Source organism: Virgibacillus sp. MSJ-26, assembly GCF_018918075.1.
GTDB lineage: Bacteria > Bacillota > Bacilli > Bacillales > Amphibacillaceae > MSJ-26.
On the sequence record NZ_JAHLPW010000015.1, the window covers coordinates 1 to 20,191 of the forward strand.

Below are 20,191 nucleotides of genomic sequence, written 5' to 3' on the forward strand. Positions count from 1 at the left end.
AGATTCTTTAAGAAACAAAACAAAGCCCCACGTTTCAAATCTAAAAACAACAATGTGCAGTCTTATAAAACGAAATACACGAACGGCAATATTGCGATTATCGGCAACAAGATTAAATTGCCTAAACTTGGATTGGTCAAATTCTCCAAAAGTCGTGATGTAGAAGGTCGCATTCTTCATATTACTGTTAGAAGAAATCCTAGCGGTAAATATTTCATATCCATTCTTGTTGAAACAGAAGTGCAACCGTTAGATAAAACTGAAACATCTATTGGTATAGACTTAGGCATCACTGATTTTGCCATTTTTTCTGATGGTCGCAAGATTGACAATAATAAATTTACAATAAAAGCGGAGAAGAAATTAAAAAAAGAACAACGAAAACTTTCAAGACGAGCGTTACGTGCTAAAAACAATGGTATTAACCTTCTGGATGCAAAAAACTATCAAAAGCAGAAGATAAAAGTTGCTAGATTACATGAAAAAGTAATGAACCAGCGTGAGGATTTCCTTAATAAGCTAAGTACAGAGATAATCAAAAACCACGATGTCGTCTGTATTGAAAACTTGAATACAAAAGGAATGTTACGGAATCGTAAGTTAGCAAAATCAATTTCTGATGTATCATGGTCTGCTCTTGTAATGAAATTAGAGTACAAGGCAAAATGGTACGGTAAAACAATCGTAAAAATAAGCAGATGGTATCCTTCTAGTCAGATATGTTCTGAATGTGGGCATCAAGATGGCAAGAAACCCCTTGAAATAAGGGATTGGACGTGTTCTGTTTGCCACGAACATCACGATAGAGATATAAATGCCAGCAAAAACATATTAGCTGAAGGATTGCGCTTACAAGCGCGAGCTTAAGAAAGATCCATCAAGAACCGCAGGGACTGCGGGGGTAGCTTGGTCAATAAGAGAAACCTCTGACTATGGTGTATGCCACCATAGTCAAGTACGCTCTGTTCCCAAGAATCCCCCACTTCAATCAGACCGCAAGGTCGATAAGTGGCGGGTAGTTCAATTAATCGGAAATATAGCCGCCTATACCGTTTACTCTTTATTCGCTGATTACACAAAAGGCACTGGAGCGTCACCTGGAATTTACGCACTCATTGCTTGCATAATTATTTTACATTTATAGAATAAAGAATTTCTTAATTTACAATTTGGCAATTGGTCTGTGAATTACACATTCGCCTATTTAATATTAGGTAACCTTTATGGGATGGGCGCATTTATTGTACATATACTTGGTTTTAGCTTTGGTACAATTATCACTTTAATATTTTTGTTTTTAAATTTATTAATATAACTGCGTTAACTATTATTAGAATAATTTGATATTGGCCTTCCGTAATTAGGAGACAACTGCATAAGTATATAGCATGTGGAGGGATAAATATGGATAAATGTATATTTTGTAAAGTTGTTAAAGGTGAAATTCCTTCATATATACTATATCAAGACGATATGGCAACAGCGTTTTTAGATATTAATCCAGTGACTTCGGGACATATATTAGTGATCCCTAATAAACATTTTAGGCGGATCGACTCAATCAAAGATGAAAATGTTATGAAGGGGTTAATGAATGCCATTATAGAAATGGCAAATTTATTGGTTAAATCCGGTATTTGTAGGGATTATACCGTACTTCAAGATAATGGAATAAATGCACAACAAGATATTATGCATACCCATTTTCATATCATACCAAGACACCATAATGAAAAAGTACAATTTCACCTTCCAACGAATGAAAAAGAATCCAGTGAGAATAGCTTAAATCACACATATAACCGACTTAAATCTACTAAAAGCAATTATTAAAGACACATCTCAATTGAGCGTGTTTTTGGAATAAGGATTTTCGCTTTGTCGTAATGAAACAGATCAGATTGTTTAGTAAGATTTGTAAAGGTAATTTGAGGGAGGAATAAAAACAATGGAATGGGCGATATGGGGTGCTCTCGGTTTGGCTGGCGCTGCTTTTGCACTTGCTTCTCAGCAATTAGATAAAACTAAAAAGTTAGAGGAAAGAATTAAAGAATTAGAAGATAAATTCGTTGATTAGTATTTAATTATCGAGAGCGTTATATAATGAATACATCTTCCGAATCTGACTAGATTGCGAGAGATAGACAGTACGATGGTATATCTTTAAAAGCGGGTGATTATATGGGAAACAGAACACGACTAATCGATAAAGCCTTTGAACGAATTACAAATAAGAAACAAATATACGAGGGTATTCTACTGGTAGAAAATTCAAAGGGGGATTTTTCATATAGTAGAGAATACGGGGATAAAGGATTAGATACACCAATTCTTATGGCAAGTATAACGAAGCTATTAACGACGACATGTATTTTCATTTTGCAAGAGCAGGGTCAATTGTCGTTGGATGATAAAGTAGCAACCTACGTTCAAGGGGATATCGTGAGTAATCTTCATCTTTATAAAGGGTGGAATTATTCCGAGGATCTGACACTCTCTCATTTATTATTCCAAACCAGTGGATTACCGGATATATCTGAAGAAGGTGTAGCAGTACTAAGAAAACATGTCATTTATAAAGATATGCACATTGATTTTGATAAAATTATCCGGATGACGAAACAACAGACACCACATTTTGCACCTGGCTTTAAAAATAGAGCACATTATGCTGATGTTAATTTTGATTTGCTTGGAAACGTAATTGAAATCATAACTCAATCAACATTAAATGAGGCGTATAAGCAATTTATTTTCGAACCCCTAGGACTCATTCATACATATCTTCCAGAAAATGAACATGATTTTATTCCTGAAGTTTATTATCACGATAATTCTTTATATCGACCTGATTTCGTTAGAAGTTGCCGCGCCAGTGGGGGTGTCATTTCCACAGCCCGTGAATTAATGATGTTTATCAAGGCTTTCTTCGGTGGAAAGTTATTTAATAAAGCTATTTTCAATGAACAAAATGAAACCAATAAGTTGCAGTTTTCTATGTTTCCCATTCGCTATAGCGCTGGTTATATGTTCATTCCACTAACTGGGCTTGCCAACCTTTTTATGGGTAAAGGTGAGTTAATTGGGCATTCTGGCTCAACAGGTTCATTGGCATTTTACTATCCAAGACAGGATCTGTTTTTTGTTGGAGATGTGAATCAAATGTCTAACCCTGCTCTGCCAGTGCGGTTGGCCATGAAAATTGCTATTAGCATGAAGTCATAAGTAAATGATATGTGGATTTTGGCCAACCGATGAGAGACTGTATTGAAAATGTGCCTTTGGACTATCGGGACATTTTATGGAATAAATTTAAGTTCCATTGTCGAAGAAGTTAAACTATTAATAGTTTTATACAATCTGAGGAACCTGATAATTTATTGAATCAGCTAAAATTGTTTTTATTAATTATTTGGTGGCTCGTTTAGAAAAAATAATAGGCTGAATAGATAAATTTAATCAATTTAATGGAGGGATAGTTATATGCAAATGCCAGTACATATTGTTGCTACACTAGGGTTTGTTGAGAATACTAAAGGTGAAATATTGTTAGTGAAAACTCGTCGTGACGGTCATTGGGTGTTTCCCGGTGGGCAAGTGGAAGTCGGAGAAAATTTAATAGATGGGATAATCAGAGAAGTTAAAGAGGAAAGTGGAATTGATGTTAAAGTATCCCATTTGGTAGGAGTTTTTTCTAATACAGCGACATATGAAGGACATAGTGGTGTAAAGGTAGTGCCGACAAAGGTTATGTTTGACTTTGTATGTGAACCCATAGGTGGGAAATTAACGACATCGGATGAAACTTCGGACAGCCGCTGGGTTAATAAAGAAGAAGTTTTGGATATGGTATTGGCTCCTTCACAACGTACACGCTATCAAGCTTATTTAAATTATAACGGAAATGTCCAATATATGGACTACATAACTAGACCAGAGTTTGAATTAAAATCGGAGAAAAAAATTTAGAAGAGTGGTTGAACATTGTAAAGATAGAATAATCCGGAATAGAAGGAGAATGGACAATTGACATACACACAAAAAGAATATCCTAATCGAATTAGATAATGGATTATTCGGTTAGGATATTTTTCATCTGAGAAGCAATAATAACCAAGCACAGATCCGGAACACAGTTGAATCAATTGGGAGTTCACGACATAATCGTTATTACTTTTTCAACTTATTATGCGACATGTCCCATTCCACTCTCTAGAACAATACATTCAGTATGTCCCATTGATAAATAAGTCCATAATAGGAAACAGTTGTTGAATAAGCACGTATGTCACTCAGATTTTATCACCTTCGCATAGGCCATCCAATAGAGACTGCCAACAAAAAACGCTCCACCGACTGCGTTTCCTAAGAAAACAGCAAGGAAATTTTCAAGATACATAAACCAATTGAATGAACCTGCAAAGATAGCGGCAGGAATTATAAACATATTCGCAACCACATGTTGAAATCCAATAGCAACAAAGGCCATGATCGGAAACCAAATACCTATAATCTTACCTATCGTATCTTTTGCAGCATAGCCTAGCCAAACGGCGAGACAAACAAGCCAATTGGCACCAATTCCGGAGATGAAGGCCATAGGAAATGATTCATCTATTTTACTTTTAGCAACGGCAATGGTTTGAGTTAGATAAGGTTCCGTTTCCGTTAAGCCGAGTTTATGACCAAACAGGTAAACAAAGAATATTGCCCCTACAAAGTTGCTTAAGGCAATGATTGTCCAATTTTTCGCAATCTGTCTGTTCGTTATTTTTCCGGAAAGTCTTGCAGGTATTAAGGTCATGAGATTCCCTGTAAGAAGTTCACCACCGGCAATTAGAACTAAAATAAGTCCTAGTGGAAAGAGGGTCGATCCAATCATATCAGGAATAGACCCCCATATTTCTCCTGGGAGGTTCGCTGTTATTCTGATATATAATAAGAATCCAAATGAAATATACGCACCTGCTAGAAATCCTAAAATAACAGCGCTAGAAAGTGGTAGATTAACCTTCTTTGCGCCAATTTCTTTTGTCATTTCAACAATTTTTTCTGGAGAATTGAAAGCCATGTTCTCATGTCACCTCGGTTAATATGAAATCAGATGGACGTGCTCTGATATAACCATTGTATGATTGAGTTTGGAATTGTATTATGAAATTAAGATTTAAAGAGGGTCGAGTACCAATCGTCCAAATCGATTAGGATTGTAGCTCACTCACGCAAGATAACTCCTTTCAAACAAAATAAAAGCTCGCCCATTAGCTAAACTTTAGATAGGGCGAGCAATTTTATTTCATATTTAGTTCACCTACTCTGCAGGTTCAAAATCTTCAAGGGAATCTGCTTCCATATAAGACGGTACAGCTAATCCAAGCTTACCACCTTCAATATTTTTTCCTATATCTTCAAATTCACCTTCATACTCTTCATATAAAGCACCATGTGTGGTAGGTAACCATGGAGAAAGTGTGGCATCTGCATCACCTGATGCGATAGATTCAAATAAAATAGCTGGATCAACCGGTGTAAGCGTCACATCAAATCCTTGTTGTTCTAATACAATTTTAGCAACGTTTGCTGTAAATAGTGCGTCGTCCCAAGTAGTTGCAGCTAATTCCATTGATGTTCCATCTACTGTCTCTATTCCTTCTGTCCATTCAGAAACTGTATCTTCGTTTTCATCAATCCATTGCGCGGCTATTACGTCCATTTCTAATTGCTCTTCTTCCGCTTTTAAAAGAGCTGAATCCACCTCTGATATATCCCAATTAAATCGTTCCATGAGTGTATAAGCAGTCGGCATGTCATCTCGCAGACCCTCTCTCACAAGTGTTGCGGCGTATATTTCCTCTCCAAAAACACCTTTAGGATCTTCTAAATATTTGATATCCCATTTCGCAAACATATAGTGAGGTGACCATGCCGTAATCATAATTGGTTCTTCATTTTCAATAGCCTTGTCTAGAGCTGATAACATCGCTCCTGTTGATGACGTTTCTTGTTCCCAACCAGCAAGACTTTCATATTCATCTATAGCTTGGTCGTTCAATTCCGTTTGACCAGCTCCAGGTTCAAGCCCAGTAATAGTATAATCCATTTCTTCACTTTCATTTGTTGTGCTTTCTTTTGCATTATTACTGGTATCATTTGCGTCTGCTTGGCCACAACCAGCGGCAACAAGAGATAAAGATAATCCAGCAATTACCCCTAACTTTTTCCATTGAAAACTTAACATGTTGTACAAATCTCCTTTAAATCCTATTGTAATAATCTCTCAAGTTTTGTAAAGATTAACTTATAACTCCATAAAGATTATATCCCCTCACTCAACTCATAACAAACAGTATATTCTGTTATTATTGTTCGTATAGCTTACACTGTTTGCAATAACAACGTAATTAAGGAGAAGGACGTTTATTTATTTCGATTTGCTCCGTATTGGTGCATTACTTGCGCGGAAATTAGAAAAAACGCTAAATGAGTAATGATAATTTATGTAAGTATTTGACTAACCCAATTTTTTCTATTTAAATGCTCCAAGCATTGATACGGTATAATTAAAAGCTTTAATTTTTTATCGTCAATTTACGTTCAATGTGCAGTACAGCTTCAGGTCAGGCATCAACCACCCCAACTCGTGCAGACCCACGCGTCATATTTTTTATAAGTATCCATAATCCACAATTTTCAGTGGTGCCTCTCCAACATTCATGCTAAAATATCAAATAACTTTATATAATATAAAAGAGAGAAATTCAAATGAAAAAACGTGACATTTTAAATACTGATATGGAATTTGAAACGAGAAATAGTTAAATCAAAACAATAAAATTAGTAGAGATACATCAATATTGAAGAAGACTTTCTAGACTTATCTAAATGATTAAGGTAATTAATTTTAGGCGGGTGAAGTGAATTGGTTAAGGGAAATATAGTTATTCGAACAGCAAAAGCTGAAGACGCTGCGAGGATCTTACAAATTCAAAAAGAAGTAGTGGCAGAGAAAATTTATTTAGCAACTGCGTCTGAGGAATTTGATAAGACAGTAGAACAGCAACAAGAATGGATGGAAAAAATATTAACTAATGATCGAGAAACAATGCTAGTGGCTGAGACCCCTGATCAGATAGTGGGTTGGATTGTTTTTCGTTCGCCAAATAGGGTGAGACTCTCTCACACTGGGTCAATAGGAATGATGATAGACAAAGAATCTAGAAATATGGGAATAGGAAAGTTATTAATAAAAGGAATCTTAGATTGGGCGACCCTAAACCCGCTTATTGAAAAAGTTTGCTTAGGTGTGTTTTCAACAAATGAACGGGCGGTGGCTTTGTATAAAAAGATGGGATTTATTGAGGAAGGACGAAAATTTAAAGAATTTAAGTTAGATAATGGTGACTATGTCGATGATATTTTAATGTATCAATTTGTTTAAAAAATTTTAAAACTAGTTGATTAGATTTAGTGGTTCATAACTGTACGATATTCAAATAACAAGGAAAAAATGTGTACAATAATTCACCTCGTGATATAATAAACATAGAAGCATTAAAAATGCATAAGATATTAAAAACCGCCCATGCTGATTACATGGACGGTCACAATAGGCTAACCTCCAACAAGAGGGGCTAGGCGCTTTTAGAGAAAGTAATCCCTTGATGGCCTGTCAGCACAAGAGGGGTTACTTTTTATTTTTATCGGACATTACAAACTCTTGTTAATGCCGAACGAAATCATCAGCATTAGAACGCTTATTATATCCATAGGCGTCACCTCCCTTCTTAACTTTCATAGAAGGTTATTGGTGCGCCACCCCTCATGTGAAGCCAATCTATTAAATTTTATTATATTATTTTAAATAACAGATTAATTAAATTTTTCAATAAATCTACATCCCCCAAGATTTATCGGTTAAAAAAGGAGCTAATCTCGTGAACAGTCCAATTTAAAACCCCTAATTTCAATTTAAAATTACTTTATTTGGGGGATAGACAATTGAATAGAAACTTCACGTTGCTACTAACAGGGCAGTCGCTTGCAAGCATTGGTGACGTTTTATACATGGTAGGCATTATTAGCACTATTTTTGCCTTAACAGGATCCGCAACGGCCGCGTCCTTTGTGCCTTTTACCATTACGACGTCCATGTTTATATCAAGCGTTTTAACGCCTCTATTAATTGATAAAGTGAATTTGAAGTGGTTATTGACTGGTTCGCAAATGGGAAAAACAGGTTTGATTATTGTGTTAGGCCTGTTCTTAAGCAGAATATCTGACTCAAACTATTATTTGGTGTTTATAATTATTTCTGGCATCGCATTTCTTGATGGGTGTGCTAATCCAATCAAACTTACTATGATACCCCAGTACGTGGCACCGGAAAAGTTGGTCAGAGCAAACGGAATAGCTGAATCGTTATCACAGTTCAATCAAACGATCATGTGGTTCGTGGGGAGCTTGTTTTTAGTTTGGATAAATGTGCGTCAACTCGTCTGGGTCGTTGCTTGCTTGTTTGCAATCTCAAGTATTTCGATGTATCTATTGGAAAATGTTTCCGAGCAGAAAGTAGAGCGGGAAAGTAAAGTTGAACAGATTAAAGCAGGCTGGCAAACGTTATTTAAAATTCCTGTATTACGAAAAATAGCACTCATGGAAATTATCGAAACGATTGCTGATACCGTATGGATTGCCGCTATCTTATACGTGTTTGTGAGTGAAGCATTACATGTAGACGAAAAATGGTGGGGCTTTATCAATGGATCTTTCTTTTTAGGCCTTATTATAGGAAGTATTTACTGTATAAAATATTCGAATGTAGTAGAAAAAAAGTTAGGTAAAGTGATTTTAATTGGTTCTATGTTTAGTTTTTTAATAACTTTATTATTCAGTATGACAAGTCATCCAATCATTGCACTATTGCTTTCGTTAGGAATTGGCTTCTTTGGGCAACTCAAAAGCATTCCACAGCAAACTATCATTCAATCCAGTGTAGCAAAGGAAAAATTATCGGTCGTCTACACATCATTAGGTGCTGTGTCCACAGGTGTGTTTGGCGTAGCGTCACTCGCTATGGGAATAGTGGCAGATTTATTTGGAGTTAGAAGCGTCTTTCTCATTTCAGGATTGCTGCTTATTATAGTGACCTCAATCATATACAGAAATAACCATTTATTTGTGCGAAATATAGTCGAGTAAAATTTGAATTGGGACAGGGGGACAGGTGGGACAGGGGGACAGGCACGGTGTCCCAATGTATGAACTAACTAACTGTTCTAGTGAACTGACCATCAATATAACTTAAGTCGAATTAAGAGAGAGAAGATTACAACAACAATCATAGTTTGTTAAATGTAAGAAGTGTAGCTAAGTATTCAAGGTGGTGGCTAATCCCTCGAAAAGGGGGTGATGCCTATGTCTGTATTTGAAACAACGATTATAGAAATCAACGCTTGTTTGTTGTTAGCATTGTTGTCTTATATAGGAAAAGAAAAATAACCACCTCGAATACTTTGACAGGTAGAAGGTAGGTTATTTTTCTCGCTTTCTTTCTAGTCGCCACTTTGAATGGCAGCTACATTATAACTGGGCAGTTTCACTGTCCAGTTTTTTTATCTTATTTCATTTCTGCTTCTATTATACCTGATTTTAATAAAAATTAAACCATTTAAGATACTTTGATCTGAATTAGCGGGTCTGTCTTTAAATTAGTGAAACCTTCAGGGGAATAATCCGTATATAAACAAAAAGCTACTAAAGAAGGGATCGCCATGCAATTATATAAAGAATTAAACATCATCGAGGATAAAAAGTTATACAATACAATCAATTTATTTAGTTTAGTCGTTCTAATAGTTGCGGCTGGAATTGTTGTAATGGCTCAATTGATTATGTTTGGTGAATTTCATCTATCCTTTACTATTTCGAATTACCTTTGGATTATAGGTATATTCTTGGTTTCTTTGCCAATCCATGAACTATTTCACGGAATATTCTTTAGGTATTTTTCTAAGTCGGGGAAAAAAGTTAAATATGGTTTTTCAAAAGGAATGCTTTATGCTTCAAATCCTGGGGAAGTCTATACAAAAAGGCAGTTTGTTATCATTATTTTAGCTCCGTTTATTCTGAACAGCACATTATTTCTTCTGCTGTCTATGTCCGGACTTGAAAGTACTGTCTTGTGGAGTGTGTTTGTTTTGCATACAGCAGGTTGTGCTGGGGATTTCTGGTACATCTATGAAATTATAAAGAATCCAGCCATTACGCATTGTGAAGATACGCCAGTCGGTGTGAAATTTTTTGTTGAGAATTAGGAGACAGGGGGACAAGTGAAGACGGAGGGGTGCGGAGAGCATCTCTTTTTTTATGGTTAAATAAAGATGCTTGGAGTTTTTAAATGAAACGGAAGTGATGTTCGGTGGGCAGTGAGAAATATCCTATCATAAAAAGTAAACTATCACATAGTTTGTATTAGTAGAGTTAAATGAGTCTATTGGATAGAGTTCTAATAATAAAATTTAGTACTGGAACATTTGTTCGTACTAGTGTATAATGTAAATAAATTAGAAAAACAGACTTTGAAACTAAAAAGTTGCGCCTGGACGGTGGGCGTCCGAGCACAACAATATATAATGGAAAGGATATCCACTTATGAGTAAAATTATATCACGTATTAATCATTATTTCATTGCAGATGAGAATGAACATATTCCAGCGAGTGATTTTATTATTTTTTATGGTGTGATGCTTGGTTTGCCAAGTTACGCATTGGCGATTTTGTTAATGGCTTGATAGGAAAAGAACTGGAATTCGGGTTGAGATTATTTGCAGTATAGTGAATAATAAGGTACTAAGAATAATAGAAAAGATGGGATGCCTTATTGATAAAACACGCTATGTTTTTCGAAAAAGTATCGAGAAAAGCATTTTAACCAATCTGGGAATTTTGCTTATCTTTTTAGCACTTTATTTATATGCTGAATACTCTTCAGGTGAGGGATATTTTTTTGCGTATTTATTAATTCTCCCATGTTTTTATCTTATTGGGGACATTCGTACGAGGATTATCATCGATAAGGGTCAGCTTCGTTACGTACGCTTAATTGGCAGTAAAAAAGCACCTTTAGAAGATGTGGCATTAATTCAAGCCACATATGAACCATCGGGAAGTGGATCAAATACATACATTGAAATAAAAGATAAAGAAGGAAGTATCCATTTTAAAATCCCACCTCAAGTATTACCAAAAAGTAAATTTAAAAAGTTTGAAGAAGTTGTGAAAGCACATAATCCTGAAACAGTCGTTGACTTAGGTTTACTGACCACTCGATTAAGAGACCTTTTGTAAGTTGATAAAACTTATAAAAGGTTTTTTTGTGTTGTTATGTGGTTTACAATAGCGCGAGTTTGGATTACTCACGCGCTTTTGAATTAATCCATCATCGTTTTACAAATCCGCTAAACGTGTATTCAGGAAAAGTATCCAATGACGATGTTTGAACTTGATGAATCCAAACCGAAAACAAAATGAGGCCGCTATCGCATTTATAAATACGTGTATCAAGATGAACAGCAAGAAGATATTCAGGGAATAATCCAGGCTATATTAAGAAGTTTTTCCCGGAAGCGAGCATAGATTATTTACCTAATTACAAATGTATGTATTTTCTAGGGGCGTCAATACTATTCTTAAAAGGTTTAAGGAGCGATACATACAATGATACATTTGGACACAGATATGGAAGGCAAGCAGATGACGTTTGGTCATGCCAATGATAATTTAAAAGAGTTTGGTTTTCATATGGGTGGCAATTGGGAATACCACGAGGGAATGTTTGACGGCATCATGCGTCGTGAAGGCGGGGAAACGTATTATGTCCGCTTGCCATTTAAAGTATTAGAAGGAGAACTTGATCGAAGAGATGCGTGGATTGAGTTTGAAAAACCATTTGTCATCAAACATGTGGTAAATCTCGGACTTGATAAAGACTCAAACTCATTGTTGACCGCTACGGGGTTCAGCCAATTCCAAGAACCACTCGATACAGACGGACATATCCGTGATAAAAGCAAATGGCAGGAATTCGGTGAAGAAGCGATTGGGGATATACTTAATAAAATATAAATCTTAAAGCAAGTTTCTACTTGTAGGAGCTTGCTTTTTGGTGTGTCAGTATAAGCTGTGTATGGTCACATTCAAATTTCAGATGATACTCTGAGATTTCTCTCTCAATCAATCCTCCGATTAACAGTCCATGCAGTATACCGCTGTTATCCTCCCTGAAAATTTTTCCACGCCGAATTCTAGATAGGGTACAACCCTAATCCTCTCTGGAAAGACTTTCGTCCAGAATTCCAGGTAGGTTATCACTCGTACCCTCCCCAGAAATACCAACATTTTACATTCTAGGTAGTGTATCGACCAATCTCTCTCTAAAAAGATAATTAATAGTGATTTTAAGACATACTAAGATAATAAACTATAAAAAGATGATTTGTTTAACGAGAATTTGCTTTTTTATGACTGAAACATTGAGTATTATAAAATAATTTAATATTGAGTTTAGACAACCGTATGGTAAGCTATCAATATTAAATATGATAGGTGGAAGTTTATGAAGAACAATATTAACTTTAGCTATAATCAAGAAAGTATATTCAAACAGCCTGTCCCTTCAAAGACTCATTCTGTACTTCACGCGCTCAAGCTGCGCAAAATGCTTTCTGCCAAGGATGACAGAAGGCTGAAGAATCTTGAAACAGGCTTTAATGGTGAGATGCAATTTCATGCACTTCTTCAAGAAAAATTAACCGTTCCGCATATTCCAATCTATAATCTCCAACTCGAGTCAAACATGAATGAATTTCAGCTTGATTGTTTATTAATTTTCCGTAATTTAATCCATTTAGTTGAAGTGAAAAATCTTTATGGTGATTATATTGCGAGGGATGATCATTGGATTCATGCTAAAACTAAGGACCCCGTTAAAAGTCCCCTCCATCAAGTTTCCCGTTCAGATATGTTTTTGAATTCTTGGCTTAAAATGAATCGCATTTCATTACCAGTTATATCCCATGTTATTTTCATGAATTCAAGTTTCTTTTTATACGAAGCTACTCAGTCCATGCAAATTATTCTTCCGAGTCAGCATCATTCTTACCTAAAACAACTTCAGAAAAATTATCAATCTCTGAGTAACCAACATGAACAACTGGCCTCTATGCTTAAAACTTCTCATATTACTCAGTCTCGCCACGAATATATTCCAGAATATTCATACTCAGAGTTACAAAAAGGGGTCTTTTGTAATAGTTGTTTGATAGCTTTACCGATGCCTCGGCACAATTATTTCCAGTGCAAGCGATGTGGTAATAGAGAGCTGATAGGCGAAGCACTATTTAGAACTATAAAAGAATTACAATTAATGTTCCCTGAATTTCCACTAACAGTAAATAGTATTATAGAGTGGACGGGAGGAGTATTATCAAAAAATACGATTCGCCGCTGCTTAATAAAGAACTTTGAGCAGCTGGGTAACGGACGCGGAACTTATTATCTCTAAGATAATAGAAAGTGATTGTCTTAATTGAGAGTCTGGCTAAGTTCTAGAACAGCCCCCGCTCCGAAATCCAGGTAGTATACCGCATTAATCCTCCCTGGAACAGCCCCCGCTCCGAAATCCAGGTAGTATACCGCCCTAATCCTCCCTGGAACAGCCCCCGCTCCGAAATCTAGGTAGTATACCGCATTAATCCTCCCTGGAACAGCCCCCGCTCCGAAATCCAGGTAGTATACCGCATTAATCCTCTCTGGAACAGCCCCCGCTCCGAAATCCAGGTAGTATACCGCATTAATCCTCCCTGGAACAGCCCCCGCTCCGAAATCCAGGTAGTATACCGCATTAATCCTCCCTGGAACAGCCCCCGCTCCGAAATCTAGGTAGTATACCGCATTAATCATCCCTGGAAAGACTCCAACTCCACATTCCAGGTAGCCTATGCACCTATTATAGTCACCGCATTCCAACTAACAGCCCCTTACTCCTCTGTATACACAGTCAATTTCTTATTATGCCTTAACAATTCAATGAAAACTTGCAGAGCTTTCGTTTGAAATGGGGAAGAGGTCACAATTGAAAAACGTCTTGTTAATGGTAATTCTTTGACGTCGATTACTGCTAAATCACCATTTTTTAATTCTTTTTGAAGCGCCCATTTTGATATTAAACTGATTCCTAATCCTTCTTCAATCGCTACCTTTATGGATTGGGTGCTACTAAAATTCAAAATATCGGCTGGGGTTATGTCATAACGTTGAAATACCTTTTCAGCGGCTTCTCTCGTACCAGAGCCGAGCTCCCGCAAAATCCAGGTTTGTCGCTCTAAATCTTTCACGGTAATCTCTTTCGTTTCCTTCGCTAATGGATGGCCTGGGCTTGCCACGATCACCATATAATCTTCCGCGAATTCCTCAATCTTCAATTGTTTTTCATTTTTAAAATGCCCTTCGACAATACCGACATCAAGTTGATGATGCATGATTAAATCGGCTATTTTTGCTGTATTGCCAATCGTGATTGAAGGTTTGATTTCCGGATAATTCTCTTTCATTTTGGCAATAATACGGGGGATGACATATTCCCCAAATGTGTAACTGGCTCCAATTGTCAGTGGGCCGCTTGCTTTGTTTGTTAAATCATCGACAAGACGTTCCATTTTAGTGTACAGGCCAATAATTTCTTTTGCATGATGATAAACGATGTCACCGGCTTGATTTAATCGTACATATTTGTTCGTCCGCTCCAGCAATCTAACACCTAAATTATCTTCAAATGTGCGTATATACTGACTGACAGCAGGCTGGGTCATATGAAGTTCTTCAGCTGTTCTGGAAAAATTTTGTTTCTCCGCTACGGTGACAAAGACTTGTAACTGCTGATCCACAAAACCACCTCAAAGTTATTTTCTCCACTATAACATATTACTTATCATTATGATTATAAATAATTATTTTCCTTATGAAAGGAAAGCCTTTATCCTTAATAAAGGAGGTGTTTGTATTTTGACTGAGGACTCTAATGTAAATATGAAAAAACAATATTCCCCACGAACCGCGTGGCTTGGTGGGGTGGCCTTTACTTTTCTCATTGCTTTACTCGGATTTTTACTCGCGCTCGTGCCTGGATTTAACCAGATTGGGCAACTAGCTTGTGCAATTATTATTGCTGTTTTTTATCGACAAATTTTCGGATACCCGGAAACGATTCGGTCAGGAATTGCTTTTTCCGCGAAACGGTTACTCAGAGCAGCCATCATATTATACGGACTCAAGCTTAATATTAGTACGGTACTAAGTGATGGACTTGGCTTATTAGCTATCGATGCTGGGGTGATTACTTTTGCGATTTTTGCAACGATTGGTCTCGCAAAGTTATTTAAGGCGGATAAAAATATATCACTCTTGCTTGGCGTTGGGACTGGAGTATGCGGGGCAGCGGCCATTGCTGCAGTGGCCCCGATTGTAAAAGCCAAAGATGAAGATACGGCGATTGGTGTTGGCATTATCGCTCTAATGGGAACCGTTTTTGCGATTGCCTATACAATTTTGCGCCCTGTACTTCCGCTTGATTCGATTCAGTACGGCATTTGGTCAGGTGCCAGTTTACATGAAGTGGCGCATGTTGCCTTGGCCGGAGCACCGGCTGGTGAAGAAGGATTAGCGATGGCGTTACTCGGAAAACTAGGGCGTGTTTTCTTGCTCGTTCCGCTTTGCTTTATTTTTATTGCAATCATGAAACGTAAAAATAAAGCTAACGACACAGACAATGCGAAAATAGAATTTCCATGGTTCCTTGTCGGGTTTATTATTTTTAGTATTTTAGGAAGTTATGTATTCGGTCATTCGATTCCATTATCTGATGGTGTGATGGATGGTGTCTCCACCTTAACAACATGGTTGTTGACGGCTGCGATGGTTGGACTCGGGTTAAATGTAAGTTTAAAAGATCTACGCGACCGCGCCTTGCGTCCACTTGCAGCGATGACTGTTACGTCGATTGCACTTTCGGTTATTGTGTATTTCATTGTTTAAAGGAGGATACCAATCATGAAAACTATTTTATTCGCGACGGATGGCTCTGAATCCTCAAAACATGCAGGAGAAATGGTTAAAGAATACCTTAAAGCATGGCCTGAAGCAGAGTTATTTGTACTATATGTTACTGTAAAAGAAAATTACGCTTATGATCTTGTATCAGATGCTGTTGATCATCATGAAAATAAAATTAAAAAAGAAATAAAACAGACCATTGAAAAACAACTGTATAGCGAGTGGGAAAATCGTGTTCATTTTATCCATGAAGTCGGTCATGCTAGTACGACAATTTGTAATGTGGCAAAAGAAAAGAATGCTGACCTAATCGTTGTTGGAAGTCATGGGCGCGGATTTATTGACCGTGCGCTACTTGGTAGCGTTGCTCATGCTGTGCTAAATCGTGCAGAACTTCCAGTACTGGTCGTCCGCTAATATAAAGAAAAGCTCCCATGTTCATATATTTCTATAAATATGGGAGCTTGCTTTTTATTCTTTTTGAGTAGGGATGTCACAGCCATCATCCCCACAAGTTGCATCATGTTCGGTGTTTACTGCTAGACTTTCGAGTGTAGGTATTGATTTTTCTTCTTCCGATACTTTTTCCAACACTTGAAGAAATGTTTCTTTCGGTTGTGCCCCTGAAAGTGAATATTTCCTGTTGAAAATAAAGAAAGGAACACCTGTAATGCCAAACTGTTTGGCTTCGTCTATATCTGCACGAACCTCATCGGCATAAGCATTGTCATCTTGCAGAGCAGCAAGCGCTTCGTCTTTATCTAGGCCAGTATCAGCTGCAATGTTTGCTAAGATGTCAATATTGCCAACATCTTTAGATTCTGTAAAATTAGCGTACAGTAACTTCTCAGCTACCTCTGCACCTTTACCATGTGTTGCTGCAAATTTTTCAAGGCGATGAGCGTTAAATGTATTTGTTGGCTTCATGGTATCAAAGTGAAAATTGAGTCCGACCATTTTCGCCTGGTCTGCTACGTTAACCATCATTTGTTTCGCTTGCTCAGCACTACCGAATTTTTTGCTCATGCTTTCATAAAAGTCCTGACCGGAATATGGCGGTGAATTCGGGTCGAGTTGATAGCTTTTGAACTGAATCTCAACATCGTTTTTCTGTGGGAATTCAGCCAATGCGGCTTCTAATTTCCTTTTACCTATATAACAAAATGGACAAACAAAGTCCGACCACACTTCAATTTTCACTTTAAAAACCCCTTTTTTATAAAGATTATAATTAAATATATCACTAATTGTCGGTACTACAAATTTTTCAGCTTGAAAGTTAGAGCTTATAAAAAACCTTCTTAAATAGTCTCGGTCGGCGAAGTGGTTAACATTACTAAGCTAATTGCTAGATATAACATAACCAATCATACATCTACTTGGCAGAAACCTAAACAGATGTCAGATGAGCGAGGTTTAGATAAAATCAAATTAAAGAACAATCTTTTAAATACAATGGACAGACGCTTTCCGCGGGGATGAAGAATTGAACTTCATTCTTCTTTGCTGGTAAGCCTCTCCAGGTTTGTCTTACGGTTCGTACTAAGCCTTTCCCCAGTATTTTACAGACTGTCACTGAATGAAAATTCATTTTATATTTTCTACACCTTTTAAATAATCGACAATTATTATATAATAGTAGATATATTAATCTGTAAAACTTTTAATGAGAAGATAATATAAAGGGGCAGAAATAAGTATGTGAGCGTGCTCATGAGTTTTAGCTTATTTATTTCTGCAAATTCAGGGGAAAAGGTTGATGTAAATGAGCAACAAAGTTACTGAGACAGAAGTTATTTTAATTGGGGCAGGGATTATGAGTGCGACTTTGGGAACGCTTTTAAAAGAACTTGTTCCTGAATGGGATATTACAGTATTTGAAAAACTCGATAAAGCTGGAGAGGAAAGTTCTAATGTGTGGAATAACGCAGGAACAGGCCACTCAGCGCTATGTGAATTGAATTATACAACTGAAAAACCAGATGGCACAATGGATATAAGTAAAGCAATTAAAGTGAATGAGCAATTTCAAGTGTCCAAACAATTTTGGTCATATCTCGTTAAAAAAGGACTTATCAAAAATCCGGAAGAATTCATCAGACCGTTGCCACATATGAGCTTGGTGCATGGTGAAGATAATGTGGACTTCTTAAAAAAACGTTTTGAAGCGTTATCAAACAATCCACTTTTCCAAGGCATGGAGTTTTCGGAAGACCCGGAGAAACTGCTCGAATGGATTCCAGTCATTATGGAAAATCGTGAAGTAACTGAGCCGATTGCAGCAACGAAAATTGACTCAGGTACAGATGTGAATTTCGGTGCCTTAACACAGATGCTATTTAAACATTTGGAAGATGAAGATGTCGAAGTGAATTATAATCACAGCGTGGAAGATATCAAACGGAATGAAGATGGGCTATGGGAAGTCGAAGTTCACAATCATAAGGAAGGAAGAATTGAACACCATACCGCAAAATTTGTCTTTATCGGTGGTGGAGGTGGAAGCCTGCACTTACTTCAAAAATCTAGTATTCCTGAAAGTAAGCATGTCGGCGGATTCCCAGTGAGCGGATTATTTATGGTTTGTAATAATCCGGACATTATCGATCAACATCATGCCAAAGTATACGGAAAAGCTAAAGTTGGTGCACCGCCAATGTCAGTGCCGCATCTTGATACAAGATACATCGATAATAAAAAATCTTTACTATTTGGTCCGTATGCCGGATTTTCACCTAAATTCTTAAAGACAGGTTCTATGATGGACTTGATGACGTCTGTAAAACCGAATAACGTCTTCACCATGCTCGCAGCTGGCGCAAAACAAATGCCGCTAACGAAATATTTAGTTCAACAAGTTATATCCACTAAAGAACAACGGATGAATGACTTACGTGAATTCATCCCAGACGCTAAAGCGGAAGATTGGGATCTCGTCGTCGCCGGTCAGCGTGTGCAAGTCATCAAAGACACCGATGAAGGCGGAAAAGGAACGCTCCAATTCGGTACAGAAGTCATTACAGCTGATGATGGTTCCATCGCAGCACTGCTCGGTGCTTCTCCCGGGGCCTCTACGGCAGTTCACGTCATGCTCGACGTTATTGAGAGATGTTTCCCGGAGCAAGTGAATGAGTGGGAAGCGAAAATCAAAGAGATGGTTCCTTCGTATGGTAAGCATCTGATGGAAAATCCAGAACTCCTTGAAGAAGTTAAAGCATCATCATCTGAAGCTCTCGGTCTGGATGAGAAACCGGCCGCCGTTCATAGTTAATTTTACAGAAAACGAGGTTTGCCCATGGGTAAACCTCGTTTTTTTAATGATAGGGAGGAGGGAAAAGTTAATCTTTGTCTTCCTTATGTTTTAGATAATCTTGTTTATCCCGCTCTGGTACATCCAGTTCTTCAGAAAACTCCGTTTGCAACTGTCCGAACGCTTCGTAATCTCTTTCTCCTTTAAAATTGTCGAATTCGTTTAAAATATAACCATGTAAGAAAGGTTCAACACATGCAGTGAAAAAAGCTGCCGCAAGAGACGTCACCATAATCGCTTCACTGTGCCCGATAAAAAAGCTTGCCAACACCCAATAACTGAAGAACGCCAAAATGAAATCAGAAACCGAAGCAGCCACATTACCGAATTTCCTCAAGATAAGCATATCACCAACTACATAGGAAATAAGCGTCGTCATTAAACCTATCAACAGCAAATTTCCAAAATAAGCATGGTTAAAAATCCCAAATAAAGACAGCACCGTCACCGTAATAACGATAAATTTAATCCCTAAAATTTTTAAATGTTTCATAGTAAGCAAATCGTCCTTTCTGTTTGATTTGCCTTTTAGTATGAACATAATTGGAAATAATATGCTAAAACCTTTTGGAAGGATTATAGAATTAGTGGAAGGGCTATAGAATCACGGGGAGGGGCTATAGAATCGAATGAAAGGCTATAGAACTGCCACGAAGGTCTATAGAATCAAATGACGGGCTATAGGACTGCACGAAAGGCTATAGAATCAAATCAAGAGACATTGAACCATCACGACGGGCTATAAAATTAACTAAAGCAAAAAGAATCCGAGC

Annotated in this window: 21 protein-coding genes; 15 read left to right on the forward strand and 6 right to left on the reverse strand. The window is 37.2% G+C overall.

The features are described from left to right. The 5 genes from tnpB to KQI49_RS13710 form a co-directional block, all read left to right on the forward strand. On the forward strand, positions 1-867 hold an 867-nt coding region (tnpB, locus tag KQI49_RS13695), incomplete at its 5' end, for an IS200/IS605 family element RNA-guided endonuclease TnpB (RefSeq protein WP_216489743.1). Between the two features lie 537 nt (positions 868-1,404). Further along, on the forward strand, positions 1,405-1,833 hold the full coding sequence (locus tag KQI49_RS13700; RefSeq protein WP_216489745.1) for an HIT domain-containing protein: 429 nt from the start codon (positions 1,405-1,407) through the stop codon (positions 1,831-1,833). Positions 1,834-1,948: 115 nt separating this feature from the next. Further along, positions 1,949-2,077, forward strand: a complete 129-nt coding sequence (locus KQI49_RS18775; protein WP_256439016.1) for a hypothetical protein — start codon at positions 1,949-1,951, stop codon at positions 2,075-2,077. A 104-nt stretch (positions 2,078-2,181) separates the two neighbouring features. After that, complete coding sequence (locus KQI49_RS13705) at positions 2,182-3,225, forward strand: serine hydrolase domain-containing protein (protein WP_216489747.1); 1,044 nt, start codon at positions 2,182-2,184, stop codon at positions 3,223-3,225. A 258-nt stretch (positions 3,226-3,483) separates the two neighbouring features. Next, the gene (locus KQI49_RS13710; protein ID WP_216489749.1) at positions 3,484-3,969 is read left to right on the forward strand and encodes an NUDIX hydrolase; all 486 of its coding nucleotides are present in this window, start codon (positions 3,484-3,486) and stop codon (positions 3,967-3,969) included. 319 nt (positions 3,970-4,288) lie between these two features. Here KQI49_RS13710 and KQI49_RS13715 read toward each other — a convergent pair whose 3' ends face one another. Together KQI49_RS13715 and KQI49_RS13720 are read right to left on the reverse strand one after the other, a co-directional pair. After that, positions 4,289-5,071 carry a formate/nitrite transporter family protein gene (locus KQI49_RS13715; protein ID WP_216489751.1) on the reverse strand — a complete coding sequence of 261 codons (783 nt, stop codon included), beginning with the start codon at positions 5,069-5,071 and terminating at the stop codon, positions 4,289-4,291. A 240-nt stretch (positions 5,072-5,311) separates the two neighbouring features. Next, entirely contained in the window at positions 5,312-6,238 is a 927-nt protein-coding gene (locus KQI49_RS13720) for a glycine betaine ABC transporter substrate-binding protein (RefSeq protein WP_216489753.1), read from the reverse strand. A gap of 681 nt (positions 6,239-6,919) precedes the next feature. On the opposite strand from KQI49_RS13720, the gene KQI49_RS13725 reads away from it, so the two are divergent. The 7 genes from KQI49_RS13725 to KQI49_RS13755 all read left to right on the forward strand — a co-directional run bounded on the left by KQI49_RS13725 (position 6,920) and on the right by KQI49_RS13755 (position 13,562). Next, positions 6,920-7,438, forward strand: a complete 519-nt coding sequence (locus KQI49_RS13725; RefSeq protein ID WP_216489755.1) for a GNAT family N-acetyltransferase — start codon at positions 6,920-6,922, stop codon at positions 7,436-7,438. Positions 7,439-7,998: 560 nt separating this feature from the next. Beyond that, on the forward strand, positions 7,999-9,198 hold the full coding sequence (locus tag KQI49_RS13730; protein WP_253286838.1) for an MFS transporter: 1,200 nt from the start codon (positions 7,999-8,001) through the stop codon (positions 9,196-9,198). Positions 9,199-9,770: 572 nt separating this feature from the next. After that, entirely contained in the window at positions 9,771-10,313 is a 543-nt protein-coding gene (locus KQI49_RS13735) for a DUF3267 domain-containing protein (protein ID WP_216489759.1), read from the forward strand. Between the two features lie 337 nt (positions 10,314-10,650). Then, positions 10,651-10,791 carry a hypothetical protein gene (locus KQI49_RS13740; protein ID WP_216489761.1) on the forward strand — a complete coding sequence of 47 codons (141 nt, stop codon included), beginning with the start codon at positions 10,651-10,653 and terminating at the stop codon, positions 10,789-10,791. A gap of 76 nt (positions 10,792-10,867) precedes the next feature. Continuing rightward, complete coding sequence (locus KQI49_RS13745; protein WP_216489762.1) at positions 10,868-11,347, forward strand: hypothetical protein; 480 nt, start codon at positions 10,868-10,870, stop codon at positions 11,345-11,347. Between the two features lie 369 nt (positions 11,348-11,716). Then, positions 11,717-12,124, forward strand: coding sequence for a YugN family protein (locus KQI49_RS13750; RefSeq protein ID WP_216489764.1), 408 nt, complete (start codon positions 11,717-11,719; stop codon positions 12,122-12,124). Between the two features lie 490 nt (positions 12,125-12,614). Beyond that, a complete protein-coding gene (locus KQI49_RS13755; protein ID WP_216489766.1) occupies positions 12,615-13,562 on the forward strand; it encodes a nuclease-related domain-containing protein in 948 nt (315 codons plus the stop codon). Positions 13,563-13,582: 20 nt separating this feature from the next. On the opposite strand, the gene KQI49_RS13760 is transcribed toward KQI49_RS13755, so the two are convergent. Continuing rightward, complete coding sequence (locus KQI49_RS13760; RefSeq protein WP_216489768.1) at positions 13,583-14,026, reverse strand: hypothetical protein; 444 nt, start codon at positions 14,024-14,026, stop codon at positions 13,583-13,585. 11 nt (positions 14,027-14,037) lie between these two features. Further along, positions 14,038-14,943 carry a LysR family transcriptional regulator gene (locus tag KQI49_RS13765; RefSeq protein WP_216489775.1) on the reverse strand — a complete coding sequence of 302 codons (906 nt, stop codon included), beginning with the start codon at positions 14,941-14,943 and terminating at the stop codon, positions 14,038-14,040. Positions 14,944-15,085: 142 nt separating this feature from the next. Between KQI49_RS13765 and KQI49_RS13770 the strand changes: the two genes are divergently transcribed. Further along, positions 15,086-16,090, forward strand: coding sequence for a YeiH family protein (locus KQI49_RS13770; RefSeq protein ID WP_216489923.1), 1,005 nt, complete (start codon positions 15,086-15,088; stop codon positions 16,088-16,090). A 15-nt stretch (positions 16,091-16,105) separates the two neighbouring features. Further along, positions 16,106-16,525, forward strand: coding sequence for a universal stress protein (locus KQI49_RS13775; RefSeq protein WP_216489777.1), 420 nt, complete (start codon positions 16,106-16,108; stop codon positions 16,523-16,525). A 54-nt stretch (positions 16,526-16,579) separates the two neighbouring features. Here the strand turns inward: KQI49_RS13775 and KQI49_RS13780 are convergent, their stop codons facing one another. Beyond that, complete coding sequence (locus KQI49_RS13780) at positions 16,580-17,308, reverse strand: DsbA family oxidoreductase (RefSeq protein ID WP_216489778.1); 729 nt, start codon at positions 17,306-17,308, stop codon at positions 16,580-16,582. Between the two features lie 565 nt (positions 17,309-17,873). Between KQI49_RS13780 and KQI49_RS13785 the strand changes: the two genes are divergently transcribed. Then, entirely contained in the window at positions 17,874-19,379 is a 1,506-nt protein-coding gene (locus KQI49_RS13785; RefSeq protein ID WP_216489780.1) for a malate:quinone oxidoreductase, read from the forward strand. Positions 19,380-19,446: 67 nt separating this feature from the next. Here the strand turns inward: KQI49_RS13785 and KQI49_RS13790 are convergent, their stop codons facing one another. Further along, on the reverse strand, positions 19,447-19,911 hold the full coding sequence (locus tag KQI49_RS13790; RefSeq protein ID WP_216489782.1) for a YndM family protein: 465 nt from the start codon (positions 19,909-19,911) through the stop codon (positions 19,447-19,449). Positions 19,912-20,191 lie beyond the last annotated feature (280 nt).